The sequence below is a fragment of the Bacillota bacterium genome, assembly GCA_012727955.1.
In the GTDB taxonomy this organism is placed as follows: domain Bacteria; phylum Bacillota; class Limnochordia; order DTU087; family JAAYGB01; genus JAAYGB01.
On sequence record JAAYGB010000047.1, the window covers coordinates 66091 to 90792 of the forward strand.

The 24702-nt window shown below is 52.3% G+C and carries 26 protein-coding genes, 2 tRNA genes and 1 riboswitch; of the genes, 14 read left to right on the plus strand and 14 right to left on the minus strand.

The window, feature by feature from the left end; translation table 11 throughout:
- Positions 1-68: 68 nt before the first annotated feature.
- The 9 genes from GX030_08470 (at position 69) to GX030_08510 (ending at position 9100) form a co-directional block, all read left to right on the plus strand.
- Complete coding sequence (locus tag GX030_08470; protein ID NLV92409.1) at positions 69-809, plus strand: carbohydrate ABC transporter permease; 741 nt, start codon at positions 69-71, stop codon at positions 807-809.
- A gap of 119 nt (positions 810-928) precedes the next feature.
- On the plus strand, positions 929-1762 hold the full coding sequence (locus tag GX030_08475) for an RNA methyltransferase (GenBank protein ID NLV92410.1): 834 nt from the start codon (positions 929-931) through the stop codon (positions 1760-1762).
- Positions 1763-1843: 81 nt separating this feature from the next.
- A riboswitch (cobalamin riboswitch) is annotated at positions 1844-2048 on the plus strand.
- A gap of 146 nt (positions 2049-2194) precedes the next feature.
- The gene (locus tag GX030_08480; protein ID NLV92411.1) at positions 2195-4015 is read left to right on the plus strand and encodes a TonB-dependent receptor; all 1821 of its coding nucleotides are present in this window, start codon (positions 2195-2197) and stop codon (positions 4013-4015) included.
- Between the two features lie 43 nt (positions 4016-4058).
- The gene (locus tag GX030_08485; protein ID NLV92412.1) at positions 4059-4664 is read left to right on the plus strand and encodes a MotA/TolQ/ExbB proton channel family protein; all 606 of its coding nucleotides are present in this window, start codon (positions 4059-4061) and stop codon (positions 4662-4664) included.
- Entirely contained in the window at positions 4642-5046 is a 405-nt protein-coding gene (locus tag GX030_08490; protein NLV92413.1) for a biopolymer transporter ExbD, read from the plus strand. Before GX030_08485 ends, GX030_08490 begins: the two co-directional genes overlap by 23 nt.
- Before the next feature lie 17 nt (positions 5047-5063).
- Positions 5064-6512, plus strand: coding sequence for a TonB family protein (locus GX030_08495; GenBank protein NLV92414.1), 1449 nt, complete (start codon positions 5064-5066; stop codon positions 6510-6512).
- A gap of 20 nt (positions 6513-6532) precedes the next feature.
- Complete coding sequence (locus GX030_08500) at positions 6533-7231, plus strand: hypothetical protein (GenBank protein ID NLV92415.1); 699 nt, start codon at positions 6533-6535, stop codon at positions 7229-7231.
- A gap of 184 nt (positions 7232-7415) precedes the next feature.
- The gene (locus GX030_08505; GenBank protein ID NLV92416.1) at positions 7416-8189 is read left to right on the plus strand and encodes a nitroreductase; all 774 of its coding nucleotides are present in this window, start codon (positions 7416-7418) and stop codon (positions 8187-8189) included.
- A gap of 14 nt (positions 8190-8203) precedes the next feature.
- Positions 8204-9100: a sugar phosphate isomerase/epimerase gene (locus tag GX030_08510; protein NLV92417.1), complete on the plus strand. Its 897-nt coding sequence runs from the start codon at positions 8204-8206 to the stop codon at positions 9098-9100.
- 32 nt (positions 9101-9132) lie between these two features.
- Here the strand turns inward: GX030_08510 and GX030_08515 are convergent, their stop codons facing one another.
- The 7 genes from GX030_08515 to sleB form a co-directional block, all read right to left on the minus strand.
- Positions 9133-9861 (minus strand): DUF1624 domain-containing protein, encoded by a 729-nt coding sequence (locus GX030_08515; GenBank protein ID NLV92418.1) that lies wholly within the window; start codon positions 9859-9861, stop codon positions 9133-9135.
- A 42-nt stretch (positions 9862-9903) separates the two neighbouring features.
- Positions 9904-10743 (minus strand): 23S ribosomal RNA methyltransferase Erm, encoded by an 840-nt coding sequence (gene erm / locus GX030_08520; GenBank protein ID NLV92419.1) that lies wholly within the window; start codon positions 10741-10743, stop codon positions 9904-9906.
- A 131-nt stretch (positions 10744-10874) separates the two neighbouring features.
- Entirely contained in the window at positions 10875-10907 is a 33-nt protein-coding gene (locus tag GX030_08525) for a hypothetical protein (GenBank protein ID NLV92420.1), read from the minus strand.
- A gap of 167 nt (positions 10908-11074) precedes the next feature.
- The gene (locus tag GX030_08530; protein ID NLV92421.1) at positions 11075-12970 is read right to left on the minus strand and encodes an ABC transporter substrate-binding protein; all 1896 of its coding nucleotides are present in this window, start codon (positions 12968-12970) and stop codon (positions 11075-11077) included.
- Between the two features lie 371 nt (positions 12971-13341).
- Positions 13342-14715, minus strand: a complete 1374-nt coding sequence (gene ypeB, locus GX030_08535) for a germination protein YpeB (protein NLV92422.1) — start codon at positions 14713-14715, stop codon at positions 13342-13344.
- 22 nt (positions 14716-14737) lie between these two features.
- A complete protein-coding gene (locus GX030_08540) occupies positions 14738-15220 on the minus strand; it encodes a spore cortex-lytic protein (GenBank protein NLV92423.1) in 483 nt (160 codons plus the stop codon).
- 57 nt (positions 15221-15277) lie between these two features.
- Positions 15278-15958 carry a spore cortex-lytic enzyme gene (gene sleB, locus GX030_08545; GenBank protein ID NLV92424.1) on the minus strand — a complete coding sequence of 227 codons (681 nt, stop codon included), beginning with the start codon at positions 15956-15958 and terminating at the stop codon, positions 15278-15280.
- A gap of 506 nt (positions 15959-16464) precedes the next feature.
- On the opposite strand from sleB, the gene GX030_08550 reads away from it, so the two are divergent.
- A complete protein-coding gene (locus tag GX030_08550) occupies positions 16465-17298 on the plus strand; it encodes a sugar phosphate isomerase/epimerase (GenBank protein NLV92425.1) in 834 nt (277 codons plus the stop codon).
- Between the two features lie 138 nt (positions 17299-17436).
- Here GX030_08550 and GX030_08555 read toward each other — a convergent pair whose 3' ends face one another.
- Positions 17437-17613 carry a hypothetical protein gene (locus GX030_08555; GenBank protein NLV92426.1) on the minus strand — a complete coding sequence of 59 codons (177 nt, stop codon included), beginning with the start codon at positions 17611-17613 and terminating at the stop codon, positions 17437-17439.
- Positions 17614-18231: 618 nt separating this feature from the next.
- Between GX030_08555 and GX030_08560 the strand changes: the two genes are divergently transcribed.
- Positions 18232-18325: transfer RNA gene (locus GX030_08560), tRNA-Ser, on the plus strand.
- 5 nt (positions 18326-18330) lie between these two features.
- Positions 18331-18407 (plus strand) — tRNA-Arg (locus GX030_08565).
- A gap of 150 nt (positions 18408-18557) precedes the next feature.
- Here GX030_08565 and GX030_08570 read toward each other — a convergent pair.
- Complete coding sequence (locus GX030_08570) at positions 18558-18743, minus strand: 4-oxalocrotonate tautomerase (protein ID NLV92427.1); 186 nt, start codon at positions 18741-18743, stop codon at positions 18558-18560.
- 214 nt (positions 18744-18957) lie between these two features.
- Between GX030_08570 and GX030_08575 the strand changes: the two genes are divergently transcribed.
- Positions 18958-19827 carry a hypothetical protein gene (locus tag GX030_08575; protein ID NLV92428.1) on the plus strand — a complete coding sequence of 290 codons (870 nt, stop codon included), beginning with the start codon at positions 18958-18960 and terminating at the stop codon, positions 19825-19827.
- Between the two features lie 101 nt (positions 19828-19928).
- Here the strand turns inward: GX030_08575 and GX030_08580 are convergent, their stop codons facing one another.
- The 4 genes from GX030_08580 to GX030_08595 form a co-directional block, all read right to left on the minus strand.
- Entirely contained in the window at positions 19929-20138 is a 210-nt protein-coding gene (locus GX030_08580; GenBank protein ID NLV92429.1) for a cold-shock protein, read from the minus strand.
- Between the two features lie 165 nt (positions 20139-20303).
- Positions 20304-21539, minus strand: a complete 1236-nt coding sequence (locus tag GX030_08585) for a Gfo/Idh/MocA family oxidoreductase (protein NLV92430.1) — start codon at positions 21537-21539, stop codon at positions 20304-20306.
- A gap of 384 nt (positions 21540-21923) precedes the next feature.
- A complete protein-coding gene (locus GX030_08590) occupies positions 21924-22298 on the minus strand; it encodes a response regulator (protein NLV92431.1) in 375 nt (124 codons plus the stop codon).
- Between the two features lie 120 nt (positions 22299-22418).
- Positions 22419-22811 carry a helix-turn-helix transcriptional regulator gene (locus GX030_08595; protein ID NLV92432.1) on the minus strand — a complete coding sequence of 131 codons (393 nt, stop codon included), beginning with the start codon at positions 22809-22811 and terminating at the stop codon, positions 22419-22421.
- A gap of 148 nt (positions 22812-22959) precedes the next feature.
- On the opposite strand from GX030_08595, the gene GX030_08600 reads away from it, so the two are divergent.
- Positions 22960-23184: a helix-turn-helix transcriptional regulator gene (locus GX030_08600; protein NLV92433.1), complete on the plus strand. Its 225-nt coding sequence runs from the start codon at positions 22960-22962 to the stop codon at positions 23182-23184.
- Positions 23185-23271: 87 nt separating this feature from the next.
- On the opposite strand, the gene GX030_08605 is transcribed toward GX030_08600, so the two are convergent.
- Positions 23272-24666 carry an NAD(P)/FAD-dependent oxidoreductase gene (locus tag GX030_08605; protein ID NLV92434.1) on the minus strand — a complete coding sequence of 465 codons (1395 nt, stop codon included), beginning with the start codon at positions 24664-24666 and terminating at the stop codon, positions 23272-23274.
- Positions 24667-24702: the final 36 nt, after the last annotated feature.

The window sequence follows — 24702 nt, forward strand, 5'->3', positions numbered from 1 at the left end:
CTAGCGTTGTCCTTCGGTATATAGCGTCCTATGGCTTGGCACTGCTGTTTATCTTCCCAATATTCTGGATGCTGATGACCTCGCTGAAAAGAGAGGGATTTCCCATCAGGCATGTTTATCAGTGGTTCCTACCGCCCTTCACTGTACAAAACTACTATACTGTTTTCAATCGAGCTCCCATCGGTCGCTGGATGTTCAACAGCCTATTCATCGCCGTCTCCGTCACTGCGTTGGTCTTGATTATTAGCTCCCTTGCTGCCTTCGCTATTTCACGCATCGATTTTCGCTTTCGTAAGTTCGTCTACGTGTTTTTCATGGCTGGGCTGATGGTTCCAGGAGAAGCAACCATCATTCCACTCTTTAACCTGGCTAACAATCTAAACCTGGTCAACACCTACTCTGGGTTGATCCTGCCGTCTTTAGCCGGTCCCTTTGCGGTGATCATTCTCAAGGAGTTTTTTGATGGCGTTCCCAATGAACTGGTTGAAAGTGCACGCATTGATGGTTGTGGATTGTTTCGGATGTATTGGATGATTTTTGTTCCGTTGTCCAAGCCGGCGTTATCCACCATTGGCATTTTCACCTTCATTGGCAGTTGGAACAACTTCCTTTGGCCCTTCTTGATTATCATGTCCGAGGCCATGTATACGCTACCTGTGGGGATACCGGCCTTTAATAGTGCTTACTCCCAGGATTACATTCTTCCGATGACGGTGAATGCCGTGGCATCACTGCCGGCTATTATCGCCTTCCTTTTCTTCCAGAAGCAGATTATTCAAGGGATTAAACTGAGTGGTATCAAAGGATAAAGGAGAGAAATCTATCAAGGGAGACCGGGCGGCAAAATCCCAAGGCCCATCTCCCTTGTTGTACTAATCCCGATAGACTATTCACCTTCGGTATTGGATGATCAGAGTGAGGAAGGGACGTGCCAGGCATGCAGTACATCAACCTAGACCGGGAAACCAATGACTTTCAGCATCTAGAGGTGCTCAAGCGCAATCGCAATAAGCGGCATCGCTACGGAGAGATTTTCGTAGAAAGTGTAGCTTGCATTAACGCGCTGTTGGCAACGGGCTGGGAGCTTACCTCGGTGGCCTATCATGGAGAGAGGGAATTATCATCCTGGGCCAAGGAGGTTATCGCCACCGGTAATCCGCAGAAGGTCTTTCGCTTGATTGGGCCGCTGATGGAGAAACTGTCGGAGCGGGAGGAACCGTCGGAGCTGATTGTTACTGCTAAGATGAAGAGGCAAGGTCTCGAGGATATTCCTCTCACGGACTCGACGACCCTTCTCATTTTCGATCGCCCCTCTAATCACGGTAATCTCGGCAGCATCATGAGAAGCAGTGATGCCTTTGGTGTCAATGGGATCATTACCACCGGCCACAGTGTGGATATCTATGATCCCGTAGTGCTGCGAGCTAGTCTCGGTGCCTTCTTTCACCTCCCTGTCATTCACTGTCCCTCCATCAGGGAGCTAGGCCAGTGGCTTGACAGGGTAAGGGCAGAGGTGCCAGGCTTTAAGGTGGTGGGGACAAGCCCCAGCGCTCACCGGATGCTCCATGAAATTGATCTCACCGGTCCTGTAGCCCTGGTGGTGGGTAATGAATTTTCCGGAGTTAGTCGGGCCATTACCGAGATGGTCGATGAAATGGCTCTAATTCCGATGCAAGGGACCGTGGATTCCCTCAATGCTGCCTGCGCTGGTACCGTGGCTTTGTATGAGATGGTGCGACAACGCTTAACGGTTCACCGTTAAAGGAGTCTGTTTGGGGTAATTTCCAGAGGGCGAAGGAATTTCCAAGCCTGAGTCGAATAACAAGGTGCTACAACTAAATAGAGACTTCTGCTTTGGATTGGTGCCCTGCCTGAGCGAGTGCAGGGAGAATAGGGAAGATGGGGTTGTCAAGAAGACAACAAACCACGCGGACGCGCCACTGTATCCGGGAGCAGCCTACAGGAATGCCACTCGATTTTAATCGGGGAAGGCGTAGAGACTGCGATGAACGGGAGCCAGAAGACCTGCCAATCCAAGAAGCACCGAGGTTCTCTCGCGTAAAGGGGATGGTGTACTGCAGGGACTTTCAACGCTATTTGTGGATCATTGTATCGCGGTGATCGTGTAGCTATTGGAGTGCCCGGTTGTGCCTTGCCACACCCGGGCATTTTTGCGTCTAGGGAGGAGATTGCTTTGCCAAGAAAAGCTCTATACTTATTGATCCTAGCTGTGGCCTTGCTGGGCCTTACAGCAACAGTATCAGCGGAGACGGTAGGGGATGCTGCTGAACTAGGAGAAGCCGATATCGTTATTGTTGTAACCGCCAGTCGTATTCCCCAGGAAATTATTGCAAGCCCAGTAAACATTAGCGTGGTTTCTAGGGAGGAAATAGAGGCTATTGGGGCTACAACTGTGGCTGATGTTTTACGCCATGTGGAGGGCGCCGCTGTTTCTGCCCATGGCGGTTTGGGCGGCGCAACTACTATGAGTATTAGAGGTTCAACCTCTACGCAAGTCTTGATCCTGCGAGATGGACGTCGGCTCAACGCTTTGCAGAATGGGGCCTTCGACTTGGGACGAGTATCATTGAACGGTGTTCAGCAGATCGAAGTAATCAAGGGCCCAGCCTCTGTTCTGTATGGTTCCGATGCCCTAGGTGGAGTGGTAAACATCATCACTGAGCGAGGCAGTGATGGTGGACAAGTCTCCTTGAGTGCCGGCAGTTACGGAACCCGCAGCGTCCAGTTTGGTGGGGGGACAGCATTACCCTTTGGTGAATGGAATTTGCACTTGGAGAAGATTGTATCCGACGGTTACCGGCCCAATAGCGACTATGATGGGCTTTTTGTCGATGGCTCTATCGTGGTGGATGTATCCCCTTCAGCGTGGTTGACAGCCGGTATCAGCTATCATGATGGCGAAGTGGGCGCCCCTGGGCCTGTTGCTTGGCAATCGCTTATTGCTCGTCAGAAGGACTCCTATACTCGTTTTGACTTTAGCTATGACCAGGTGGTAGATTCTGAACGCGATTGGTCGGCGCGTTGGTTCCAAGACCAGTCCATTCGCAAATATAACAGCGAATGGGAGGACAGTGTCCATGAGCCCAAAACCACTGGTCTTGAGGGTCAGTATAACTGGCGCCTCTATGGTGGAAGGCACCACATAGCTGTAGGCGGCTCTTATAACAAGGACGTAGTTCAGAGTACTTCTTATCCGGGAATTCCTGCTCGAGATAGTTGGTCCCTGTTTGCTCAGGATGTGTATCAATATAACCCTCAGCTAGCCTTGACCCTTGGGGGACGAGTTGACAGCTACTCCGACTTTGGCACCGAGGTTACCTATCGGGTAGGAAGCTCGTATATCCCTGTAGAGGGTACTAGAGTATATGGGGCAATAAGCACTGGGTTTAACGTTCCTACATTTGACCAGCTGTATTTTGCTGGTTTTAACAATCCCGATCTTCTGCCCGAGGAAGCCTTTGGGTACGAGGTGGGGGTAGACCGCAAGCTGAGCCCAGAGATGCAGGTATCATTGTCTGCCTACAATCGCGTAGTGGATAATTATCATGGAAGCGACAAGAACTGGATTCCGGTTAATCTTGATGAAGTAGTTGTCCGGGGTGGAGAAATCTCTGTGGATAGAAGGATTAGTCCCAACTCAGTTCTCGCTATTAGCTATGAGTATCTAGATGCAAGGGACAAGACTGCTAATGCTCCAGTGAATTACAAGGGCAGACACAGGGCTTCGGCACAGCTGAGCTGGCAGGCAATGGAGACCCTGTCGGTGACAACCAGCTACCGTTATGTGGGTACGCGTCCCTATGTTGAGCAGGGGGCTCTTATCGATGAACTTCCCGCCTATTCCGTGGTTGATGTCAATGCTGTACAGGCAATTGGTGAGGAGCTAGAGCTCTTCGCCAAGGTTAGCAACTTGCTTGGTGAGCAGTACGAGGAAGTCAAGGATTACCCCGCACCGCCGCGGCAGATTCAAGTGGGGGTCACTTACTCCTTCTAGATGACACCTGTAGGGAAAGAAATTGTGAGGGGAGAGCCGAATCATGATGGAGTTCTTTGCCAAGGGCGGGCCAATTCTGGTTATCCTGGTGGTTATGTCAATCCTATCCCTGGCGCTAATCATTGAGAGATTCCTGGCGATACACAAGGTGAAACGCCAGTTACGGAAGCAGTCTCAGCCAGTACAGCTAGAGGTGGAGGCTTCATGGCCAGAGCCCGCCCGACCGATATTGCAGGAGGTCTATGTTGTCTTGCAGCGGGATCCCAGCGATGAAGCGATGGAAAAGGTCCGGGATCGAGCCTTGGAAAAGGTGGCAGATCAGCTGGAAAGCCACCTGGATCTAGTCGCCATGACCATCAATCTGGCTCCCCTGCTAGGACTGATGGGAACGGTGACGGGGATGATCAGCACCTTCACCGTTTTCTCGGAGCTAGGCAGCAGACAGCCTCAGCTTCTGGCCGGTGGGATCTCAGAGGCTTTGCTGACCACTGCTGCTGGACTGGCTATTGCCATCATGAATACAGCTCTCCACCATTATCTGATCAAACAGGTAGACGGCAGGTTGGCCGAGATCGAAGAGTTGTGCGATCAGGCTGTGGTCAGCTGGCGAGAAAGGGGCAGCAGCGATGCGGCGTCGACGACGGGTTGAACCTCAGATCAACATGGCCCCCCTCGTTGATATCGTCTTTCAGCTGTTGATCTTCTTTGTATTCACTGCCGGGATGGTCAGTGAGCCCATGGGAATTGAGGTGGACTTACCGGGTTCGACTACCGCTGATTCCCCCTACACTAAGTCATTGATGGTGTTTGTGACGGCAGAAGGGGAGATATTTGTCGGAGAAGAGGCGGTATTACTATCGCAGTTAAGAAGGGTGCTGCTTCAGAAGATTGGTGATGGTGAAGTCCCGGGATTGACCATCTATGCCGACGAAGAAGTCAGCTGGCAGCGGGTGCTGAGGGTAATGGATGCAGCCAGAAGTGTAGGAGTTTCGCAGCTGGATTTTGCTGTGGAAAACCTTGAGGACCTTTGAAATTGAGGTTGGAGACTATGGGCAAGATGCTGAGTTCCCCGTTAGCCAGGGGCAAGGACCGCTGTGTCGGGATACTCTTGTCGACTATCATTCATCTAGTACTTCTGGGCTGGATCCTCTCACCATGGACGGTGTCCATTGAGACCGCTAGGGACCAACAACAGCATACTGTGCGGGTTACCGTCAAGGGAACTAGTCGGGAAGCACAGGATGTTCCCCTTGCCCTTGAGGAGTTAGTGCCGGTACCCGGGGAGACCGCAGATGGTTCTCCACCTACAGCAATCCAGCAGGCGCCATTGCTCACCCCGCCAGACAACGGACAGGTGTCACCACATGTCCCAACTTCTATGGTGCCTAGCCAGCCACCGATGGCTAGCAGGTCAGCTCCTTTGCCACCGGAACCCCTCCCGGTGGCAAAGGCAGCTGCTGTGCTTTCGAGGAAGGACTCAGCGCCGGAGCCCTTGCCTAGGCTGACGCAACAGGCTAGGCCCCACACCTGGACAAAGCCCAGTGCGCGTCGGGTTGATGCCAAGGAAATTGTCCCTCCACCGGGAGGAAGGTTTGGTGGCCAGCCAGTACAGACTGGGCAAGAAACAGCGATGACGGCCTTACCCTCGGCCCCGGTAGCTACCCTAATGCCCCAGGAAGCAAAGGCTGATCTTGATCACAGCCAGCGGCTGGTCCAGGCCGGTGGACATGCGGTAGCAGGGTATCCACCGGGAGAACATCAAGCCCGCCGCGATGATACCATCGCTGCCGCGGCTTTACTTGCTAGCCGAGGGGGTCAAGGGGGAGCGCCGGCAGGGACCCGTGGAGGAGGGGATGTCACCGATTCAGACCCAATGCCTCTTCCTATTGGCAATCTGAGGACTTTGCCCCAGCAAGGAACTCCCTCCTTCAGTGATGGAGATGCGCGACCTCTGGGTGCCAAGGGGCAGAGACCTGTGGCCGGGAAGTTAGGGTCAACACCTGCGGTTGCCCCGGGACCTCGGCCGGAGCTGGTATCAATGCCACTGCCCCTCGGGCCATCTCCAGCACCGGTGATGGCGCCGGCAGCACCCAGACCAAGGCCCGTGCCACCGGTCAAACCGGCAGGCCCGACTGTCCCAACGCCGGTAGATGCAGGCTCGCCACTGTCAGGAGGGATGGGTGAAGGTCCGGCTTTACCCACGGTCGATGGAACCGGGACCGGTGGGGACGGGTGGAGAGTCACCACCAAGGTTACCCCCATTTATCCCCAGGCTGCTCGACGTCGGGGTGTGGAAGGGGTGGTGCACCTGAGGGTCAAGGTGGATGCCAGGGGAGTTCCCATGGCCGTTGAGGTAGAGGGCTCCTCGGGGCGAGATGATTTCGATACCTCTGCGGTGCAGGCAGTAAAGCAGTGGCGGTTTGCTCTCGAGGATAACTTCGACTACACAGAGCGATGGCTTCAGGTTCGGATAGAGTTTCGTTTACAATCAGACTAGCAGACTAGGGGAGTTGTCAAATGGCAAAGAGATTGGTTTTGGTATTGCTTATCTGTCATCTGTTGGCAGGGGGAGTGAAGGCCGCAACTAATTTGCCGGAGGTTCCCGACCTGCTGTTGGGGAAAGGGCAAGGGGAGCTACAAGGGATGTTGGGAACTCCCGACTATATCAAGGTCTACGATCATGGTCCGGCGCAGCAGTACGCGTATTTCACCACTGATGAATGGGCGTTGATTGCCCCGGGTCTCCTGGCGGATCAAGGAGAAGACGTGTTCATAGTCAACGCCGGCGGTCGCCAACTGCAGTATCATGTCACCTATACCCCGGCCTACCCAGGCGGAAATCGGTTTGCTCCCAGCTGGTTGGTCGGCAGCTATATCATCTACGGCGATGGTAATACCACCTTGGGCAGCATCGGTGGTATCCTCCCGGCCTCCTTGGACTTGAAGGAGGTCAAAGGGGGCTGGATCCAGCACTTTGACCCACCCTATTCTCCCGTTCTGCTGCTGCAGTGGCCCGCCGATGGATTATTTCCCGATGAAGCCTTTCGCCGGTTCCGAGAGAGAGGGCCCGTGGAAGTCATTGTTGAGATCGGACTGGCAGATTATCGGGCAGGACAATCCTTGGATCCCGAGGGAAGGATTCACTACGTGGTGGTAAGAACAGGAACTCTTCCTCAGGGTTTAACTGAGGTATCTATTGAGGACCTTTTTGACTGATCTTAGATTCTAAGATAGTTACCGACCAATGGTAACGGCTTTATTAGGAGCCTTTCCCCTACTGACTCCAATAGGGGAAAGGCTCCCTTTTTGCATCAGTTACGGTGATAATTCAGGAAGATTTCAAAGGAATTGTTTCCTTTGAGGCGAAGAGACAAATAGAACCCGTGAAAGGAGGGCAAGCATGAATAGCACCATTCGCCTAATCAACGAAAGAGTCTCACTACGGAAATTTGCCGATCGACCCATTAGTGACACTGACAAAGAGCTCATCATTCAAAGTGCCCTGCGGGCTCCCACTGCAGGGAACATGATGCTCTATTCCATTTTGGTCATCGAGGATGAAGAAAAGAAGGCCATCTTGAGTGAAACCTGTGACCATCAGCCCTTTATCGCCAAAGCTCCACTGGTGCTGATCTTCTTAGCGGATTTGCAGCGGTGGTATGACTATTACCGCCTCAGCGGCGTGAAGGAATACTGCCAGCGAGAAGGCAGAGTTTTCGAGGGACCCACGGAGTCAGACCTGATGCTCGGTTGCTCCGATGCCTTGATCGCTGCGCAAACTGCAGTCTTGGCTGCAGAGTCCTTGGGAATTGGCTCCTGTTATATCGGGGATATCATGGAAAACTATGAGACCCATCGGGATTTGTTATCCCTCCCACCCTGGACTTTCCCAATCGGTATGCTGGTGATGGGCTACTATCCGGAAACACGACCTTCAGTTCGACCCCGCTTTGATCAAAAGTACATAGTCTTTACCGACAATTATCGGCGCTTGAGTGATGAGGAACTAAAGGCGATGTTTGCTGACCGGGAGAATATCTCTCCCAATAACCCCTTTAAGGCCGAGAACTTTGGCCAGTACATGTATGCACGGAAAACTGCCAGTGATTTTTCCGCTGAGATGGCCCGCTCCATTCGGGAGATGCTGAAGCACTGGCGAGGAGAAGAGTTGTAAAGGGAGGATGGCCCGTGAAATTAGGTGTCAGTACCTACAGTCTGATGAATGAGATCAAGGCTGGCACAATGTCGGTCCTGGATGTCATTCAGTGGATCGCTGACAACGGTGGAGAGCATGTTGAGATCGTCCCCTTTGGTTTCGACTTGGTGGGAAATGAAGAGTTAATCGACGCCATTCGAGAAAAGGCCGCTGAGGTTGGGATCGAAGTCTCTAACTATGCGATTCTAGCTGACCTTCTGAAGGAGACCGAGGAAGAGCGGGAGGCTGAAGTTCAGCGCTTACTCAATGAGGTAGATATTGCCCATCGGTTGGGCGTCAAGCTGATGCGGCATGACGTTTCCGCGTTTCGCCGGCCGATGGATCGGAACTCCATGGTTGACTATGCCCGGGATATGCCCATCATGGTAGATGCCTGTCGACGGATTGCCGATTACGCTGCTCAGTACGGAATTACTACCACAGTGGAAAATCACGGGTTCTACGTCAATGGCAGCGATCGGGTTCAATGGCTCATCGAGGCCGTTGATCGGCCCAACTATCGGCAGACCATCGACGTCGGTAACTACCTCTGTATGGATGAAGACCCCTGTGTCGGTGTCAAGAAAAACGTTCAGTATGCCGTCATGGTTCACCTAAAGGACTTCTATTACCGGAGAGCCAGTCAGTTTGCCCGGGAGGGAGAGCTCTATCGCTGTGACTCGGGAACCTGGTTCAAGACCTACACCGGCAACCTCCTGCGAGGGGCCATTGTTGGGGAAGGCGACATCGATCTGTGGGAAGTGTTGGCTACCCTGAAGCATTCCGGTTATGATGGCTACCTGTCCATTGAGTTTGAAGGGATGGAGGACTGCCGCCAGGGAACCAAGATCGGCCTAGAAAACGCCCGCCGAATCTGGGACGCGGTGTAATTGCCTTGGAAGCGCCTTCGGCTGCCCTTGGACTAGGGGAAGAAAATCAGCTTCAGCCCGTAGGTGGCGGCTAAAAGCAAGGGCTGGTGGAGTAGGTAGATCCGAAGGGAGTTTCGTCCCAAAAGGATCAATCCAGAAATGATAGGGGAGTTGGGCTGGGGCCTGGCTCCCCTTTGTCTAGTGCCGCGGGGATAGGCTAGGCTGCCAAGATAAATCCCCAGGTATACAACCCCCAGCCAAGGAACGAGGGGATAGTAATCGGCCATGGAAAAGGGAAGGGTAGCAATCCCCAAGGGCAGCAGCCAAGGTGACGGTAGATTCAAGGTAGGAAGGGAGTAGGCGGCAATTAGAATCAAAAAACCTAGACTGCCCGCTAACCAGGGGTGAGGCAGCAAAGGAATAGAGAGGAGGGTGGCTGCCCCGATGAGATGAAGGATGCCAAAGAACACCGGGTTAGGCAAGAAGCAAACGGTCACCCCTGTAATAACCAGGCCCCAGGCAAAAAGCTTTATCCCCCGCAGGGCAAACCTTCGCCACACTGTTTGATCTAATCTACCACCCCGACGGTGAAAGCTGATATACAAACAGATCCCCACCAGGGTAAGAAAGGCAGTTCCGATGCTGCGGGCCACCATTTGAAATCCTGGACCGGGGATGTACCAATCCACCAGTCCCAGGAAGGCTAGATTCCAAATTTGGTGATAGATCACCATCGCCACAATACTGATTCCCCGCAGGCAGTCTAGCTCCCAATAGCGCAAGCTAAGCCCTCCCCTGAACCGCTAGTATCCTATCATCCTTGACTATAATTTCGCCCGTGGCCACCGGAATTTAGGCACATACTTCACCATAGTATCGAAAATAACTCCCCATTGTTGTTCCGACAAAGCCCCAATGGCAGTGGGAGCCGTTATTTCCAGATTCCTCTTCAGGCGCTGGAGTTGAGGAGAAGTAAACACACCCCTTAATGCCAAGTCAATGGGCAGCTCAGGATGTTTCAGTCCATGCTGGGCAACGGCCTGGAAGAGTCGGTAATTTCCATAGGGCACTATCGGTTTATCCCTTCGCCGGACCATCACCATGGCAGAATCCACCGAGGGTGGTGGAGAGAAGTTTCTCCGGGAAATAGTCCGGACATACTTAAGCTCAAACCACATTCGCCAGGAAATCACATAGGGATCTTTGACTGGAGCGGCTGTAAACCTTTTTGCTGCACCCTTTTCCATCACGATCACTCCCCGCTGAAAACTGGTGCAAGGGTTACTCAGGAGCTTTTTCATGATCGGTGTCGTGATGGCATAGGGGATGTTGGAGACTACAACAAAGGGTTCCCTTGGCAGATGAATCCTGAGGATGTCCCGGTGAATAATTGTTATGTTTGTCTTGGGGAACTTCTGCTTCAGGATGTCCACAAGCTCATGGTCATATTCCACGGCCAGTACCTTCCCAGCCCTTTGGCTGAGGACCGATGTCAATGCGCCTTTACCAGCTCCTAGTTCCAGTACTGTATCCTCTCTTGTGATGTTGGCTTGATTGACAATTTCCGCTATCAGTTTCTTGTTATGCATGAAGTGTTGTCCGAGAAAATTGGGAGGTTCCCCCCGACTGGATTTCTTCACCGGTTGACACCTTTTCTGGGCCATACTACTACATCTTCCCTTCCAAGAAAAAAGCAGGAAAACCTGCCTTTTGTGATCCGTTATAGGAATGACGTAAAGAAGGACAGAGTTATCCCAGTGCTCTGTACACAGCCAGAGCCATAAACCGTATTCTGTTACCGGTTCAAAGCTGGGAAGCGTAGTCGCATAGAGGCTGTCACTTCTTACCGTCCTCCTGAATTTTCTCTTGTGTTAGCTCTACTATAGCCTTTGTGTTTTCTCAAGTCAATTGGGAAACAGACTACCCCGGGCAAAGAGGTTACTCGGGATAGCCTGTTTGCCTAGTGGAAGCTAGATTCTGGTTAAAGGGATAGCCCTATTTGATAAACCACTGCTCTGGATAGGTAATTCGCCACCAGCTCATGTCATCGCCCCAGGGCATATGCTCCGGGAAGTTGTGGAGGCGGTTAGCAGCGACAATTGGTCTTTGGGACAGTCCCACGGTGCCAAGAATCCATAGATTTTCCGCCTGATTATCCCAGATCCTTTCGGCTATCTCTTGGTATTCCGCGTCAGATTCGACAGTATACCAGTCCTGGAAGGCATTCATGAACTCCATGAAAGCCTCGGCTGCTGGGCCGCTGGGCTCTTCACCCTGTTCTCCATCGGTATTGAGCCATTGCTTCCAGGCATAGGCCCAACCGACTTCAGAAGTTGGGTTGAACTTAGTGACATCGGGAAGGCTGACCCGGGATTCTGTCATTCGGTCGATCATCCAGACCCCGACTCCTACCTCTCCCGCCTCAACCATGGTGGTATAGAGGGTGCGTTCGTGGGAGCTGAGGACGGTACGGACACCAACCTTTTCCCAGTAGTCTCTGACCAGTTCCAGGACGGAGTTGGCAAAGGCCAGGGTGGAACTGTAGTTGATGGTGACGGTGAAGGTCTCGCCATCGGGGGTTCGGCGGAATCCATCGGCACCCCGCTCAAATCCTAGTTCATCCAACAGTTGGTTTGCCCTTGCCGGATCGTATTCGGCATAGGCCTTGGCCCACTCTTCTTTGAAGAAGCTGTTGTTGGGATGTACCGTGGCCTGCATGGGGACACCAAAGCCGAAGAAGACCAAGTCGTTAATCTCTTCTCGGTTAATCGCCAGGGATAGGGCCTGACGGAACTTGGCCTGTTGATAGATCTCTCTCAGCTTGGGATCCTTGTGACAGAGGTTAAAGCCAATGCCAATATCCGCAGGCACGGTGCTAGTCCATAGGAGCAATCGATAGTCTCCCCGGGCTTCGCTTTCCTTGAGAATGGAGATATCGGAGATCTCCAGACTTCTGCCACAGATGTCTAGGTCGCCGCTGAGGGCCCGCATTACCAGCATCTCCCGCTCCAGAACATCGACAACGATGGAGTCAATATAGGGTAGTTGGTTACCCTCGGTATCAACGGCTAGGTAGTAGGGATTGTGCTCTAGGCGAATACGGCTGGGATTGCGCTCCACAATCATCCAGGGATTGAGGGTAGGCAGATTGAGATCTACTTGGCCTGGGGTGATATTACTGTGGTTCTGGAAGGACTGGTACCAGAATTCCAGTCCCTCTTCTTTAGCCAGTTCATTGGCATCGGGGTTGTACTTGATATGCCACTGCTTAACGTAGTGTTTGGGATGGAACATGTTCCCCTGTTGGGAGCCCCAGTAGGCTAAGTAGGAGATAATTGGCTTGAAGGGGACAGCAAACTCGATTCTAATCGTGTAGTCATCGATCTTCTCGAAGACCGCTAGCTCTCCCCCTGGGCTCCACATCGCTGGCTTTACCGGAGTCAATTCGTCGTTACCAATGACATCCTCCCACCAGAACATGATGTCATCGGCGGTGAAGGGATGACCATCGGACCACTTGGTTCCTTCTCGGAGGGTGATGGTGAGGACGCGATTGTCCTCCGAGAACTCGTATCCCTTAGCCAGGTAGGGGATAATCTCTTCGGTCTCGGGATCTAGCCAGAAAAGATAGGGGATCCGGATGTGGGAATGCCCGTCGCTGGACCAGGTGTTGGGTTCGGTGGTAGCTGTGCGTAAAGTTCCCCCGTAGACCCCAACTTCGTCAAAGGGCCTGATGACCAGGGGTTCTACCGGCAGCCGTTCCTCTACAGGGGGCAGCAGTCCCTTCTGGACTTGTTCCGCCAGCATGGGAGACTCATTGTAGGCCGCCGCACCCACTGACAGCAAGAGGATCAGACTGAGACAGAACACTACAATCTTCTTGGTTCTCATTGCAACACTTCCTTTCTCGTTCTAGAGTCTTGTCCACTACTATTTATACCCAGATAATTATCAGAAAATTCCTCCAATCCGGATCTGAGGCTACAAATTCTACCCGACAGCTTGAAAAAACGGCCCTGCTGGTCTTGGTGCTGTTTTGGCCTGGCAAGGCCTCAATGGTGAGAAACAGCTCGGACCTCATGAGACTGCCGCCCCGTGGAGCCATTGACCAGCTGACCCATGCCGATGAATTGTTGCTTAACTCTACCTCTGGTCTACTGCACAAGGGTACCAAGGCATAGCTAAGAGACTTTCCGGAGAACATGCAAAAACCCCACCCCCGGCAGTCCCCAGGGATGGGGTAAGTTGGTTGTGAGTTGAAGTTACATGGTCAATTGACCATCCTCGCTGTCGATGATCAGCAGGATATCTCTGACATCTCCAGTGATAGCGTCGACGTAGAAAATGTAGGGTTCGCCCTCTTGGGTTTGTGTCTTGAATTCCCAGCAGAAGGCCTCCTGTCCCGTTACCTGCGGGATAATGGCCAAGTTGGTATCTAGGATCTCAACGCTGGGAGTGACCACCTTTCGGGCGTCCTCTTCGGTGATCTTGGGCTCCTGGATATCCCGTTGGTGATGGTTCATCAGATACTGTAGGCCCTCAAAACCAAGGATTTCACCGTTATCCAGGGCTACCTTGATCTTAATCATGTCAGGGTAGATGATCACGTCTCCACTCTTCCGGGCAAAGGGGATAATGGCCACCCCATCGGGATGGTGGATGTAGGTCGGGACCATGTCGGTATAACCTCGGGACTGGAGGAACTCCGTGGCCCGTTCCACCGCCTGCTCCAGGGAGATCTTTGCTGGCCCAACCCGGCGGTATCGCAGCATACTAATGACGTGACCGCCCTTACGGGAGATATCAAAGGTGAAATTAGGTCCGTCGTTATTGTTATCGTCTTCGTTGCGCACCTCGATGCTCCAACCAGGAATGCGACCCCGAATCTCTCCGGTCCTGACCGCTACGGGATTGGATAGGGCATCGTTTTCGGGGATGAAATCCAAGGCCTTTCGCTTAGCCTGGTCTTCGTCAATCTCTGCGCCCGTCAGGCCCCTAGGCTCCCTATCGGTCAGATGATCGGAGAAGGGTCCGTCGTAAATCAGGGTTGGGTATTCGTCCATCTGCTTTTCAATGTCCTCAAATCCGGTGGTCTGTATTTCCTTCGATTTTTCCCGGAGGCGAGGATTGGCAGTGCGGTGAAGCTCTACCCAGCTGAGTTTGCCGCTGTTGACGTCGGCCTGAATTCCCTGCAGGGATCGGCCCAGTTCATCGGCTTCCTTGCGCAGCCGTGCCAGCGTTTGTTGCTCCTCTTCAGTTAGAGTCTGGCCCATGCTGTTTTTGCGCAAGAGGCTGAAGGCATAGTCGCCGGCTTGGCTGAGAAACTTTTCGGTGCGCATCATCGTCCCCTGGGCCAAGGGTAATCGTCCGAGGTTAGCCTGTGCCTCGGCGGCATGGCGCCACACATCGGAGAGGTTAACTAGGTTTTGCTCCAATGTATTGGAGACCAGGGCTTTGGCCAGTTTGACTTGGACATTTTCCATGTTCTCCAAGAGTGCAGAGAAGGAGTGCCTGTACCCATTGGCGACAGTAACCTGCAGTTGTTCTCGGACATTTCTTTCGTTGTAGCCATAGTACCCCGCTGCGATGAGTCCCAGCGCGAGTAGGGCTACTACCGGTATAGTCCAGTTTTTCACGTTGATTGACTCCTTTCCAGCCCTATCTGGCGAAAACGTGGCTTCCTATACGACGGACTACGGTGCGGGACCAGATCCATTTGCTGCTGATGGGTTTACTGGGATTCCAAAAGAAGAGACATCCCTGGGTGGGGTCCCAGCCGTTCATGGCATCCCTGGCGGCTCTAATCGCGCTGTCGTCGGGAGACCGTTGCCAGACCAGTCCGTTGGTCACGGACTCGAAGGCATGGGGCTGGTGCATAACTCCGCTGAGGGAGTTGGGAAACTGGGGATCCTTGACCCGGTTCAAAATCACTGCACCAACGGCAACTTGGCCTTCGTAGGGCTCACCTTGGGCTTCTGCGGCTATTAGGCGGGCCAACAGATCCGCCTCATTGGCGGAGACACTCTGGGCCTCTGCCGGACCCCCTATCTTGTCCTTTGTCAACAAGAGGGAATAGCCGATAACTCCGAAAAAGAGAACTGCTGCAATAATAGACAGGAGCATCTTTCTGCTCACGAACATACCCTCCTTACCCTAATTGCGGGGACCATTTGCGGCAGTTAGAGTCTGGGATCTGACTTATCGGGCAAAGACGTGACTGCCAATTTGTGTGACAATCGGTCGGGACCAAATCCACTTACTACTGATGGGCTTACTGGGATTCCAGAAGAAGAGACATCCGTAGGTGGGATCATATCCATTCAGAGCATCCCTGGCGGCACTGATAGCCGTCTGATCCGGTGTCCGACGCCAAATTAGCCCATTGGTTACGGATTCGAAGGCATGGGGTTGGTAAATCACTCCGCTTAAGGAGTTGGGAAACTGAGGACTTCGCACCCGATTCATAATTACGGCCCCGACGGCAGCTTGTCCCTTGTAGGGTTCTCCTTCAGCCTCTGCCGCGATCACTCGAGCTAACAGATTGAGGTCGTTATTCGTTGATACCGGCGCTCTATATGTAACCTGTTGTGTCCTTGGGGTGGTAGTTTGCCCAGTGCCCAAACCCAAAGCTCTCCAAGTGGCCGGCCCCACCAGACCATCCACCCGTAGTCCGTTTCTCGCCTGGAATTGCCGGACTGCCTGGGCTGTAGCGTTACCGAAAATGCCATCGATGGCACCTCGGTAATAACCCCATTCCTGCAGTTTCCACTGTACCAATCGTACGTTGGCCCCTCGGGAGCCCCAATACAGGGTAGGACGTCCCTGAGCTTGGGCAGAAACTGTTCCGCTACCTCCTCCTGTCCCTGGGTTGAAGCCCAGAGCCCTCCAGGTGGCCGGACCGACGATCCCGTCAGCGGTAAGGCCATTTCTGGCTTGGAATTGTTTCACAGCTTGCGATGTAGCGGTGCCGAAGATGCCATCAACGGCTCCCTTATAGTAGCCCCATTGCTGGAGTCTAGATTGTACCAACCGGACATTGGCCCCACTGGTGCCCCAGTACAAAATAGGACGTGATTGGGCCTGTGCTTCCTTGTTGCTGGGAATGAGGTCATAGTGGCTGATCACTGCCATGGCAAGCAGTACCAGGACTAACAGACCCCAGAATCTCTTTTTCATGAACATCTGCCTCCCTATTATCCTGCAATGGTTTGGCTCTAGGGTTATTCTCATAATTTGAGGACCTTATTTATTCACCGTAAACAGTGGTCTAATTTGGAAAAGATGGGCAGTATAGAACTGGTTATCTAACAGGGATTCATTCAAAAGTGTATAATTGTGGTAGTAGGATCGTAAGAGGAGGGTGACAAGTGTTTAAAATTGGGGTAATGGCCGATTCCTTTAGGCTTCCCATAAGAGAGGGAATCAAGAAATCCGCTGAGGTGGGGGCTGCCGGGTTGCAGCTGTACGCTGTGGCCGGCGAGATGGATCCCGATAATCTCGATGCAGCTGCTCGGCAGGACCTACTGCAATTCATCAAGGACCAAGGATTGGTGGTCGCCGCTGTTTGTGGAGACCTGGGTGGACACGGTTTTGCTGTTGCTGAAGATAATCCGGCAAAGATTGAAAAATCCAAGAAGATCGTCGACTTGGCCAAGGATCTAGAGTCCAATGTTATCACCACCCATATCGGGGTTATTCCCGAGGCCGAGACCGATGTGCGGAAAGTGATGCGGGACGCCTGTAATGAGCTGGGTGCCTACGCGGAAAGTGTTGGGGCCTGCTTTGCCATCGAAACCGGACCGGAGACGGCGAAGGTCTTGAAGGGTTTCTTGGATGAGCTGGACACCAAGGGTGTCAGGGTGAACTATGACCCAGCTAACCTGGTGATGGTTACCGGTGACGATCCCGTTGAGGGAGTTAGAACTCTGGGAGACTACATCGTTCACACCCATGCCAAGGATGGCATTATGAGGCAGAAGACGGATCCGAAGGTGATCTATGACTACTTCGCCGAGGGTGGCATTGAAGACATGCGGCTCTCTGACTATTTCCTAGAGACCCCCTTGGGTCAGGGACAGGTAGACTGGCCGGCATACCTCAAGGCTCTAGAGGAAATTGGATATAACGGGTTCTTGACCATCGAGCGTGAAGTGGGAGAGGATCCAGAAAAGGACATCCGAGAAGCCGTCGTATTTCTCCAAAACTTACTTCGTAAGTAACTTACTTCGTAAGTAACTTGCTTCGCGAGTAGCTTGCTGGGCAAGTTAGCTTGAGCAGCAAGCAAACATACTGCGAGGATTGAAAATCAAAAACAGCCGCTCACTGGGAGTTGATCCCGATGAGGGGCTGTTTTTTGCTTATCTTTCCTGTATCTTGTAATAGCGGAACTCATTGCCAAAGGGCAGGAGCCGATTCCAGCGATACTTCTCCGATGATGATTGAGATGCTTGAGCGGGACCGGCGATGGGACGAAGGGGAGTACTTCTTCCCTCGGCCTTCCAGTATTTCCAGTAGGTAGTTCCGATCTTAAGCACAGAGCATTTCCCCTCTCTTAGGTAGATACTGTAGTGGCAGTTACAGGATCAGCGTATGCCTGGGACTGCCCCTCGTGCTGAGAGGCAAGGGCCCATTTCCTTCCGCCTGGAGGTTCTCCTCGAGAACAAGACTCGGTACACTGTTGATGTTTGGAAGTAGGGGAAGAACTTCAAGGGGAAATTCCCCAGAGTCTTGAGTAATTTCCCGGGAAATACCGGGACATTTCCCGGGAAATAGTGACAGAAAATAGGAAATATTACCTGGAAAGGGGCAGGGGGTAGAAAAGAACACAAAATACCATTGGCCTGCCGTACGTATTAGGAGGCTTTAGGCTAAATGATGAATCTGTAACTAACCTTTGGCTCCTCTCGGCTAGAGCAGCCAAAGGTGATAATTCCAACAGAATAATGTTGGAAATCTATCCTGCTCATTCCTCTTGAACTGCCTTGCAAGAACTGATATATTAGTGACAGCACTTCTTGCGGGACTACAAGCCGCGGGTGCTGAGATTGGCTAATATCGCTGTTCTTGTGGCGAACTAGTTTGAAAATCATAGTTGACAGAGTGATTAGCCCTGTGTTATACTAAGTTTCGTCGATAACAAAGATGTTTTAGTCGGAGGAGTACCCAAGTTGGCTGAAGGGGCGGGTTTGCTAAACCTGTAGTAGGGCGTGAGCTCTAGCGAGGGTTCGAATCCCTCCTCCTCCGCCATTATTGCGCCCGTAGCTCAGCTGGATAGAGTGCTTGACTACGAATCAAGAGGTCACAGGTTCGAGTCCTGTCGGGCGCACCATTCAAAACCCCGCTTATAGCGGGGTTTTGGACTATATAGCTGATTTAGCCCGATTAAAACCCCGTCGAAGACGGGGTTTTTTTATTGTCTAGAAAGAAAAGCGGGGCCGATTTGGCCCCACGCTGGTTTTTAGCAATCTTGGAGTCTATCCTACTTTCTGTCGGAGAGCAAAGTGCCACCTACACTGATGTTGTCTCCGCTGTTTTCCCGGAGGACAACGGTGAAGGCTTGCTCTGGTATGTTGAGGATTTCTGCCGCAGTTTTAGTTAGCTTAGCACAGAGTTCTGCCTTGGTTTCCTTTGACATTGGCCCTGCATCAACCTGAATGATTGGCATAGACAATCCCTCCTTGACTATCGTCAGTATACTCAAGGGTTATTATTAGACGACGTAATTGGCGATCTACACTGGGAATCCCTTCTAGGCATTCCAGAGGTTTCCCAGTTGTTGCCGTTGAGATGTGGGATCCCTCGGTGGTAGGATCAAGATGCTAAGAACAGTAATGCCGTAGGGAGGTATTTCTGTGATCAATCGGGGAAGTCGTTTGCTAATGTCATTAGTCATAATCGCCCTCTTGGTCGGGGCCTGGGTAGCGGTGCCCCGTGGGGTGGTTTCCAGGACACTGGCGGCAGCGCCCATCGCTGACCTAGATGAGATCAGCCGGTTGGTGCAGTACGTAAACAGCCATGTCACTGGGCTGTCTAAGAACGAGGCGTCACAACTAATCCTCCAGCTAGAAGAGGCTCAGCGAAGGTACTTGCCATCCTTGGAGTCACGATACTATGCCCAAGAGGATCTCGGTGCGGTATTCTTCGAGAGTTATGTCGCAGGTGTGGACCCCAATCACATGGATTTGATCGCCGAGGGCGAACTCAAGGAGCTGCTCTGGGCCACCCATGCCGGGGGATTTAAGGTAGAGACCGCTGAGGGCACCTTCTATCCAGTCATCGATTACAGCCGCTATGAGAAATATACTTTGCTGGTAACCGATGACATTGCCGAGTATATCAGGATTATGGCCCGAGAAATTACGCAACCGGCTGCCAAGGATGCAGCCCTGCTCATTGGTTGGGACGAAATCCTTTCCAGAGCCTTACAGCAGGAGCGATTCATCACCAAGTATCCCCATTCTCCGCGGATCAAGGAGGTCAAGGAGCTTTATGCTCGCTATGTCTACTTGGTGTTGTACGGTACCGATAATACTCCGCTTTTTACCCATGCTGCAGGCTCCCGGAACAATAGGGCTGGTCTGGCTCCAGCAGCTAAGTTGGTCTACTCCCGAGTGGGCCAGGTTCATACCGGCAGTGAACTTGCCCGGAGCCTGGGAGAGTGGATGGAAAGGGTAAAGGCCGATGACTTTCTTCTGACGCCACAGGTGGAGGCGCAGCGGGAGTTGTTGAGAAGTAGATTGACTGACTAGCCCGGGTAATATGATTTGGAAGAATTGACAGCAAACACCCGAGGCAGTCAGCCTCGGGTGTTTGCCCTAGCTTGCTTGGTCTCCGTGAGTAGTCTAACGAGTTAGTGGATGACGGTTACATTGGATGCTTGGGGGCCTTTGGCGCCTTGGGTGACAGTGAAGGTTACCCTTTGTCCCTCTTCCAGGGTCTTGAAGCCTTCGCCGGTAATAGCGGAGAAGTGGACAAAGACGTCGTCGCCGCCACCTTCCCGCTCAATGAATCCAAATCCCTTCTCGGCGTTAAACCACTTCACGGTACCTTGTTCCTGCATGTTACTATTCCTCCTAAAATACCGGCATAACTAGTCTAACTAGCAGGGCCAGTTCTGTTCTGCAAGTCTATCGGCTTGCTTGGTAGGAACAAGCCCAATACTACTTGCCACTGCTAGTATTGCCGCTGATTCGAGGAATCTTGCTTTCTTTTTCTGTTTACCCCCTCAGCTGTCGCTGGTAATAAGATTTTTTGGCAATAGAGGCTTTAGGGTAAATCTCTCCCCGACTTTAGCCCAGGAAACTCCATATTCATGGGGAAGTCGCCATGTCCTGTAACATTCCTCCAGGACTTTCCCTAAATCCGAGACAAAAACAGCTACAGCTTGGCCTTGCTCGTCCCTTCGGGTTCTAATCAGCTCCTCGGGGAAGGAAGTTGCCTGCGGGTTAGCCCGATGGACTGCGGTGATCACAGCTACTTCTGCCAAGGCGGCTTCCGGTCCACAGAGGATGGGCTCACCGGTTCTCACCGCGTCAACGGCGTGCCAGAGTTTGCGGGTGTCATCGGCAAAGGGATCGCCATAGTTTTTTTCCTTGCCATTGGCAAATTTGGCGACAATAGCTGCCTTGGGACCCCGGTCTTGGGCATACTCAACCACTGCATCTTCAAATTCAAAGCAAAATTGTGGATTGACCACATTGGCCGAGGCATGGGTTGCGTAGTAGAGAACCTCAATGTCTGGCTCAACTAGACAGCGCAGGGCAATGGTGTCGTAGGTTTCTATCGCGTTGGCTCGATAGGTTTCCGCTTCTATCCAGAGCGGGAAGGCACTGCGATCTTGCCGGGAACCTAGGAGGTAGAACATGTTATGGATGTAATGGGCAGTAGCGTTGTGGGCAACGCTGTCTAAGATGAAAAGGCCTTCGGAGTCCGCTACCTTACCTGCCCAGCTGTTACGGTTGTAGTAGGCGAAATCTCTGGGCCACAGAACCATACTCTTCAGGCGCTTTGGCTTGCCTAAGACGCCAGCTTGGATGTCCCCCTTGAGGTTTTGAATGGCTTCACTATGGGACCACTGATAACCAATGGAGACAAATCCCCCCAGCCGATCCCTGGTCGCGATAACCTCTAATCCATCCTCTACCGTTGAACACAGGGGTTTCTCACAGAGAACACTAGTCCCATGCTGCAAAGAGAGCTGGATCTGTTGGGCATGGAGTTGTACCGGCGAAGAGAGCACGGCTAGGTCCACTTGCTGGTGGCGGTAAAACTCCGCTAGATCAGAATAAATCAGGATTTCCCTGGCTTCCAGCTCTGTCAGCCTTTGGCATCCCTGGGGATTGGGATCTACCACTCCCTTAATCTGCACAGCATCGATGTTATCCTGCCGCAACAGCGCATCAACGTAGAAATTACCATATCCACCGATACCACAGAGTAACACTGATACGGGATTGCTCACCTTAATCCTCCTTCAAATTGTCAGCACCAATGACGGCAAAAATCTGGTTCATCTCTTCGCAATACCCAATTACTCCCCAAGGGGCAGTCTCCTTGCCAAAAACATCCACAGTTCAGGGGATCTTCAAATTTCGGTGATATGCTTGAGACATAGCGATGAAGCGTAGTTTGAGGTGACAGTCCTTGCGCAAAGGAGGTGAGGATGGCGAAGCGGTCCTCTTGAAGGATCGAGTTCTCTGAGTAGAGAAGTGTCGGAGGCAGGATAGACTCGACGAATCTACACACAAATTATGGGGAAAAGACTTCTAGGGCTGCTTCTGTGGGGGGAAGCAGCCCTTTGTCTGGCAGATATGGCGACCGCTGCGCAAGAAACGAGAGCGGCCCTCTAGGCCAACAGGTCGTTAGATTTGGCGCCGCGAATGGCACGCCAAATGTGTCCTTCCAACACTCGAATATCAAAGGGTTTATGTAGAACAGCTGATACCGGTAGTGGTTTGCTCAAAACACTATATCCGGTCATTGCGATTAGGGGTGTGTGTTGATTGGCCTCAGTGGATTGAAGTCTCCGGATAAATTGGTAAGGCGACACATCTCCGGGATCAACGTAATCAAAGATAATTATGTCAAAGGGTATTTCTGCGTACTGCAAGGCTTCAGACCGAGAAAATGCGCATACTGTTGAAAAGCCCATGGACTCGAGCAACTGTCGAAGTGCCGATTGGAACAGTCCATTATCCTCGATGAGCAGAGCCTGGCGCATGATTTCCCTCCCTATGTCATTTTCGCATTCACATCTAGGCATCTGTAGATAAATTCACCCATTGGGAAACTTTCCCTGCAAAAAAGGTGGATTTTTCACTAATTATGGGAAATATTGGTTCTATTCATCGATTGATAGGATTGCCACAATCGCCTTGAGTTGCCCGGCGCTGAGGGTCTTCTGACCGAGAAAATAGGGTAGAAGGAGATCCCACAGCTCTTTGGTGCGACCCTGCAAAGGGCCGGGATCGAAGATGGCGGCTTCGCCATAGTTGGTGGGATGATGGGGTGTCGGCTCCTTGACGTGGGAAGGGTCATGGTGATCCAGCAGGTAGTCGGTGGTTGTCCCAAAGATACGAGCTAGGGCATTAACGGCCTGAATGTCTGGGGTGCGTCTACCAATCTCCCATGAGGCAACGGTAGCCCGAGATACTCCCACCAGGGTTGCCAATCCATGTTGGGTGAGTCCTTTTGTCTTGCGCAGATCACGAATTCTGTCACCGATGGTGGCCATGAGACACACTCCTTTGTTCAAACTATACCAAAGGAAGTTGTCCGCGCACAGCAATGTGACTAATAGACACAATATTCCGGCTGACAAGTTGACCCCATAGTGGTTTGGCGGTATAATAGTGTCGCAAAGGCACAAAGTGGTGATAACAATGCGCAAGGCCCTTCAGCAAGCTCGTGCTAAGAAGGGTTTGACCCAGGCTGAGGTTGCTGCCTTAGTCGGAATTCGCAGAGCCTCCTACACGCACATTGAGCGGGGAAGTCGTAACCCGTCGATTCAGGTGGCCAGAAGGATTGCCCAGGTGCTGGAGTGTTCTCTCGATGAGCTGTTCTCAGAGGAATCTGGGGCTCCGAAGACAGGCGAGGAAAGAAAATAAGGCACAGCAGAGGGTTCCAATTGCTTTGACGCAATGGATGCACTTTCTGCTGTGCCTTCGTTTTTAGTCTTTAGTTAGATGCCTTACTTAGTCGATGCGGGCAAGAATGTTTCGGGCCACGTAGACACCACTGGCACTGGCCTGGGATAACCCTCGAGTCACACCGGCACCGTCGCCAATGGCAAAGAGATTGGGCACCTTGGTTTCTAGCTGTTTATCCAGCTCAATACGGGCGCTGTAGAATTTCACCTCTACCGCATACAAGAGGGTATCGGCATTGGCAGTTCCCGGAGCTACGGTGTCGAGGGCATAGATCATCTCGATAATATTGTCGAGGTGCCGCTTGGGCAAAGCCAGACTCAAGTCACCGGGGGTAGCATTTAACGTTGGTTTAGTGAAGCTCTGACTGAGGCGATGTTGTGTCGTTCGTCGCCCGTTGATCAGATCGCCAAACCTTTGAACCAGGACTCCGCCTCCTAACATGTTGGAGAAGGAGGCAATGCGCTTTCCGTATTGATGGGGCTCATTAAAGGGTTCCGTGAACCGATTGCTGACCAACAAAGCAAAGTTGGTGTTCCCACTGCGTCGGGCAGGATCACTGTAACTGTGTCCATTGACCGTAGTGATTCCGTCGGTGTTTTCTGCCACCACATAGCCGTGGGGATTCATGCAGAAGGTACGCACCGGATCCTGGTACTTCTTGGTACGAAAAACCAACTTGGCTTCATAGACTTCGTCGGTGATGGGCTGGAAAATTTCCGCGGGCAGTTCTACCCGCACTCCGATATCCACTTGGTTATTGAAGAGCTTGAGCCCCAGCTCTTTGCACTGCTGGGAGAACCACTCAGCTCCCGCTCTACCGGGAGCAGCGATCACAAACTTGGCGGATACCTTTTCCTGCCTCTTCCCGCTTTCAGTGTGCAATGAGATCCTATCGGTCTCCGGCTCGATGGCCGTCACCTTGGTCTGGAAACGAAATTCAATTCTTTCCTCCAGTAGTTCGTACAGTCTTTGCAAAATAGCATAGTTGTTTTCGGTACCTAGATGTCGAACCGATCCCTGAAGCAAGTGAAGGTCTCCCGCCAGGGCCTTTCGGATCAGTTCGGTGTTGTTGGAGCTGTAGACTTTGGAGGGGGCTCCCAAGTTGACGTTGATCTGGTCAACGTAGTTGATCAGATCCATCACCTGCGAGTCAGGAAGGTATTCGTTGAGCCACCCACCAAAGGCAGTAGTCAGATTATACTTCCCGTCGGAAAAGGCGCCGGCACCGCCGAAGCCCCGCATAATGCTGCAGCTGGAACAATTGATACACTGATCCACCTGTTGGGTACTGATGGGACATCGACGCTCTTTTAGGGAGCGACCCTCTTCCAGGACGATGACCTTCAGCGGCTTTTGGGCCTTGGTCATCAATTCGTACGCGGCAAAAATCGACGCAGGACCGGCGCCGATGATGGCAACATCACAAGTTGTGTTAGACATTTCTCGAACTCCTTTGCTTGCGAACTCAAGTGGCAG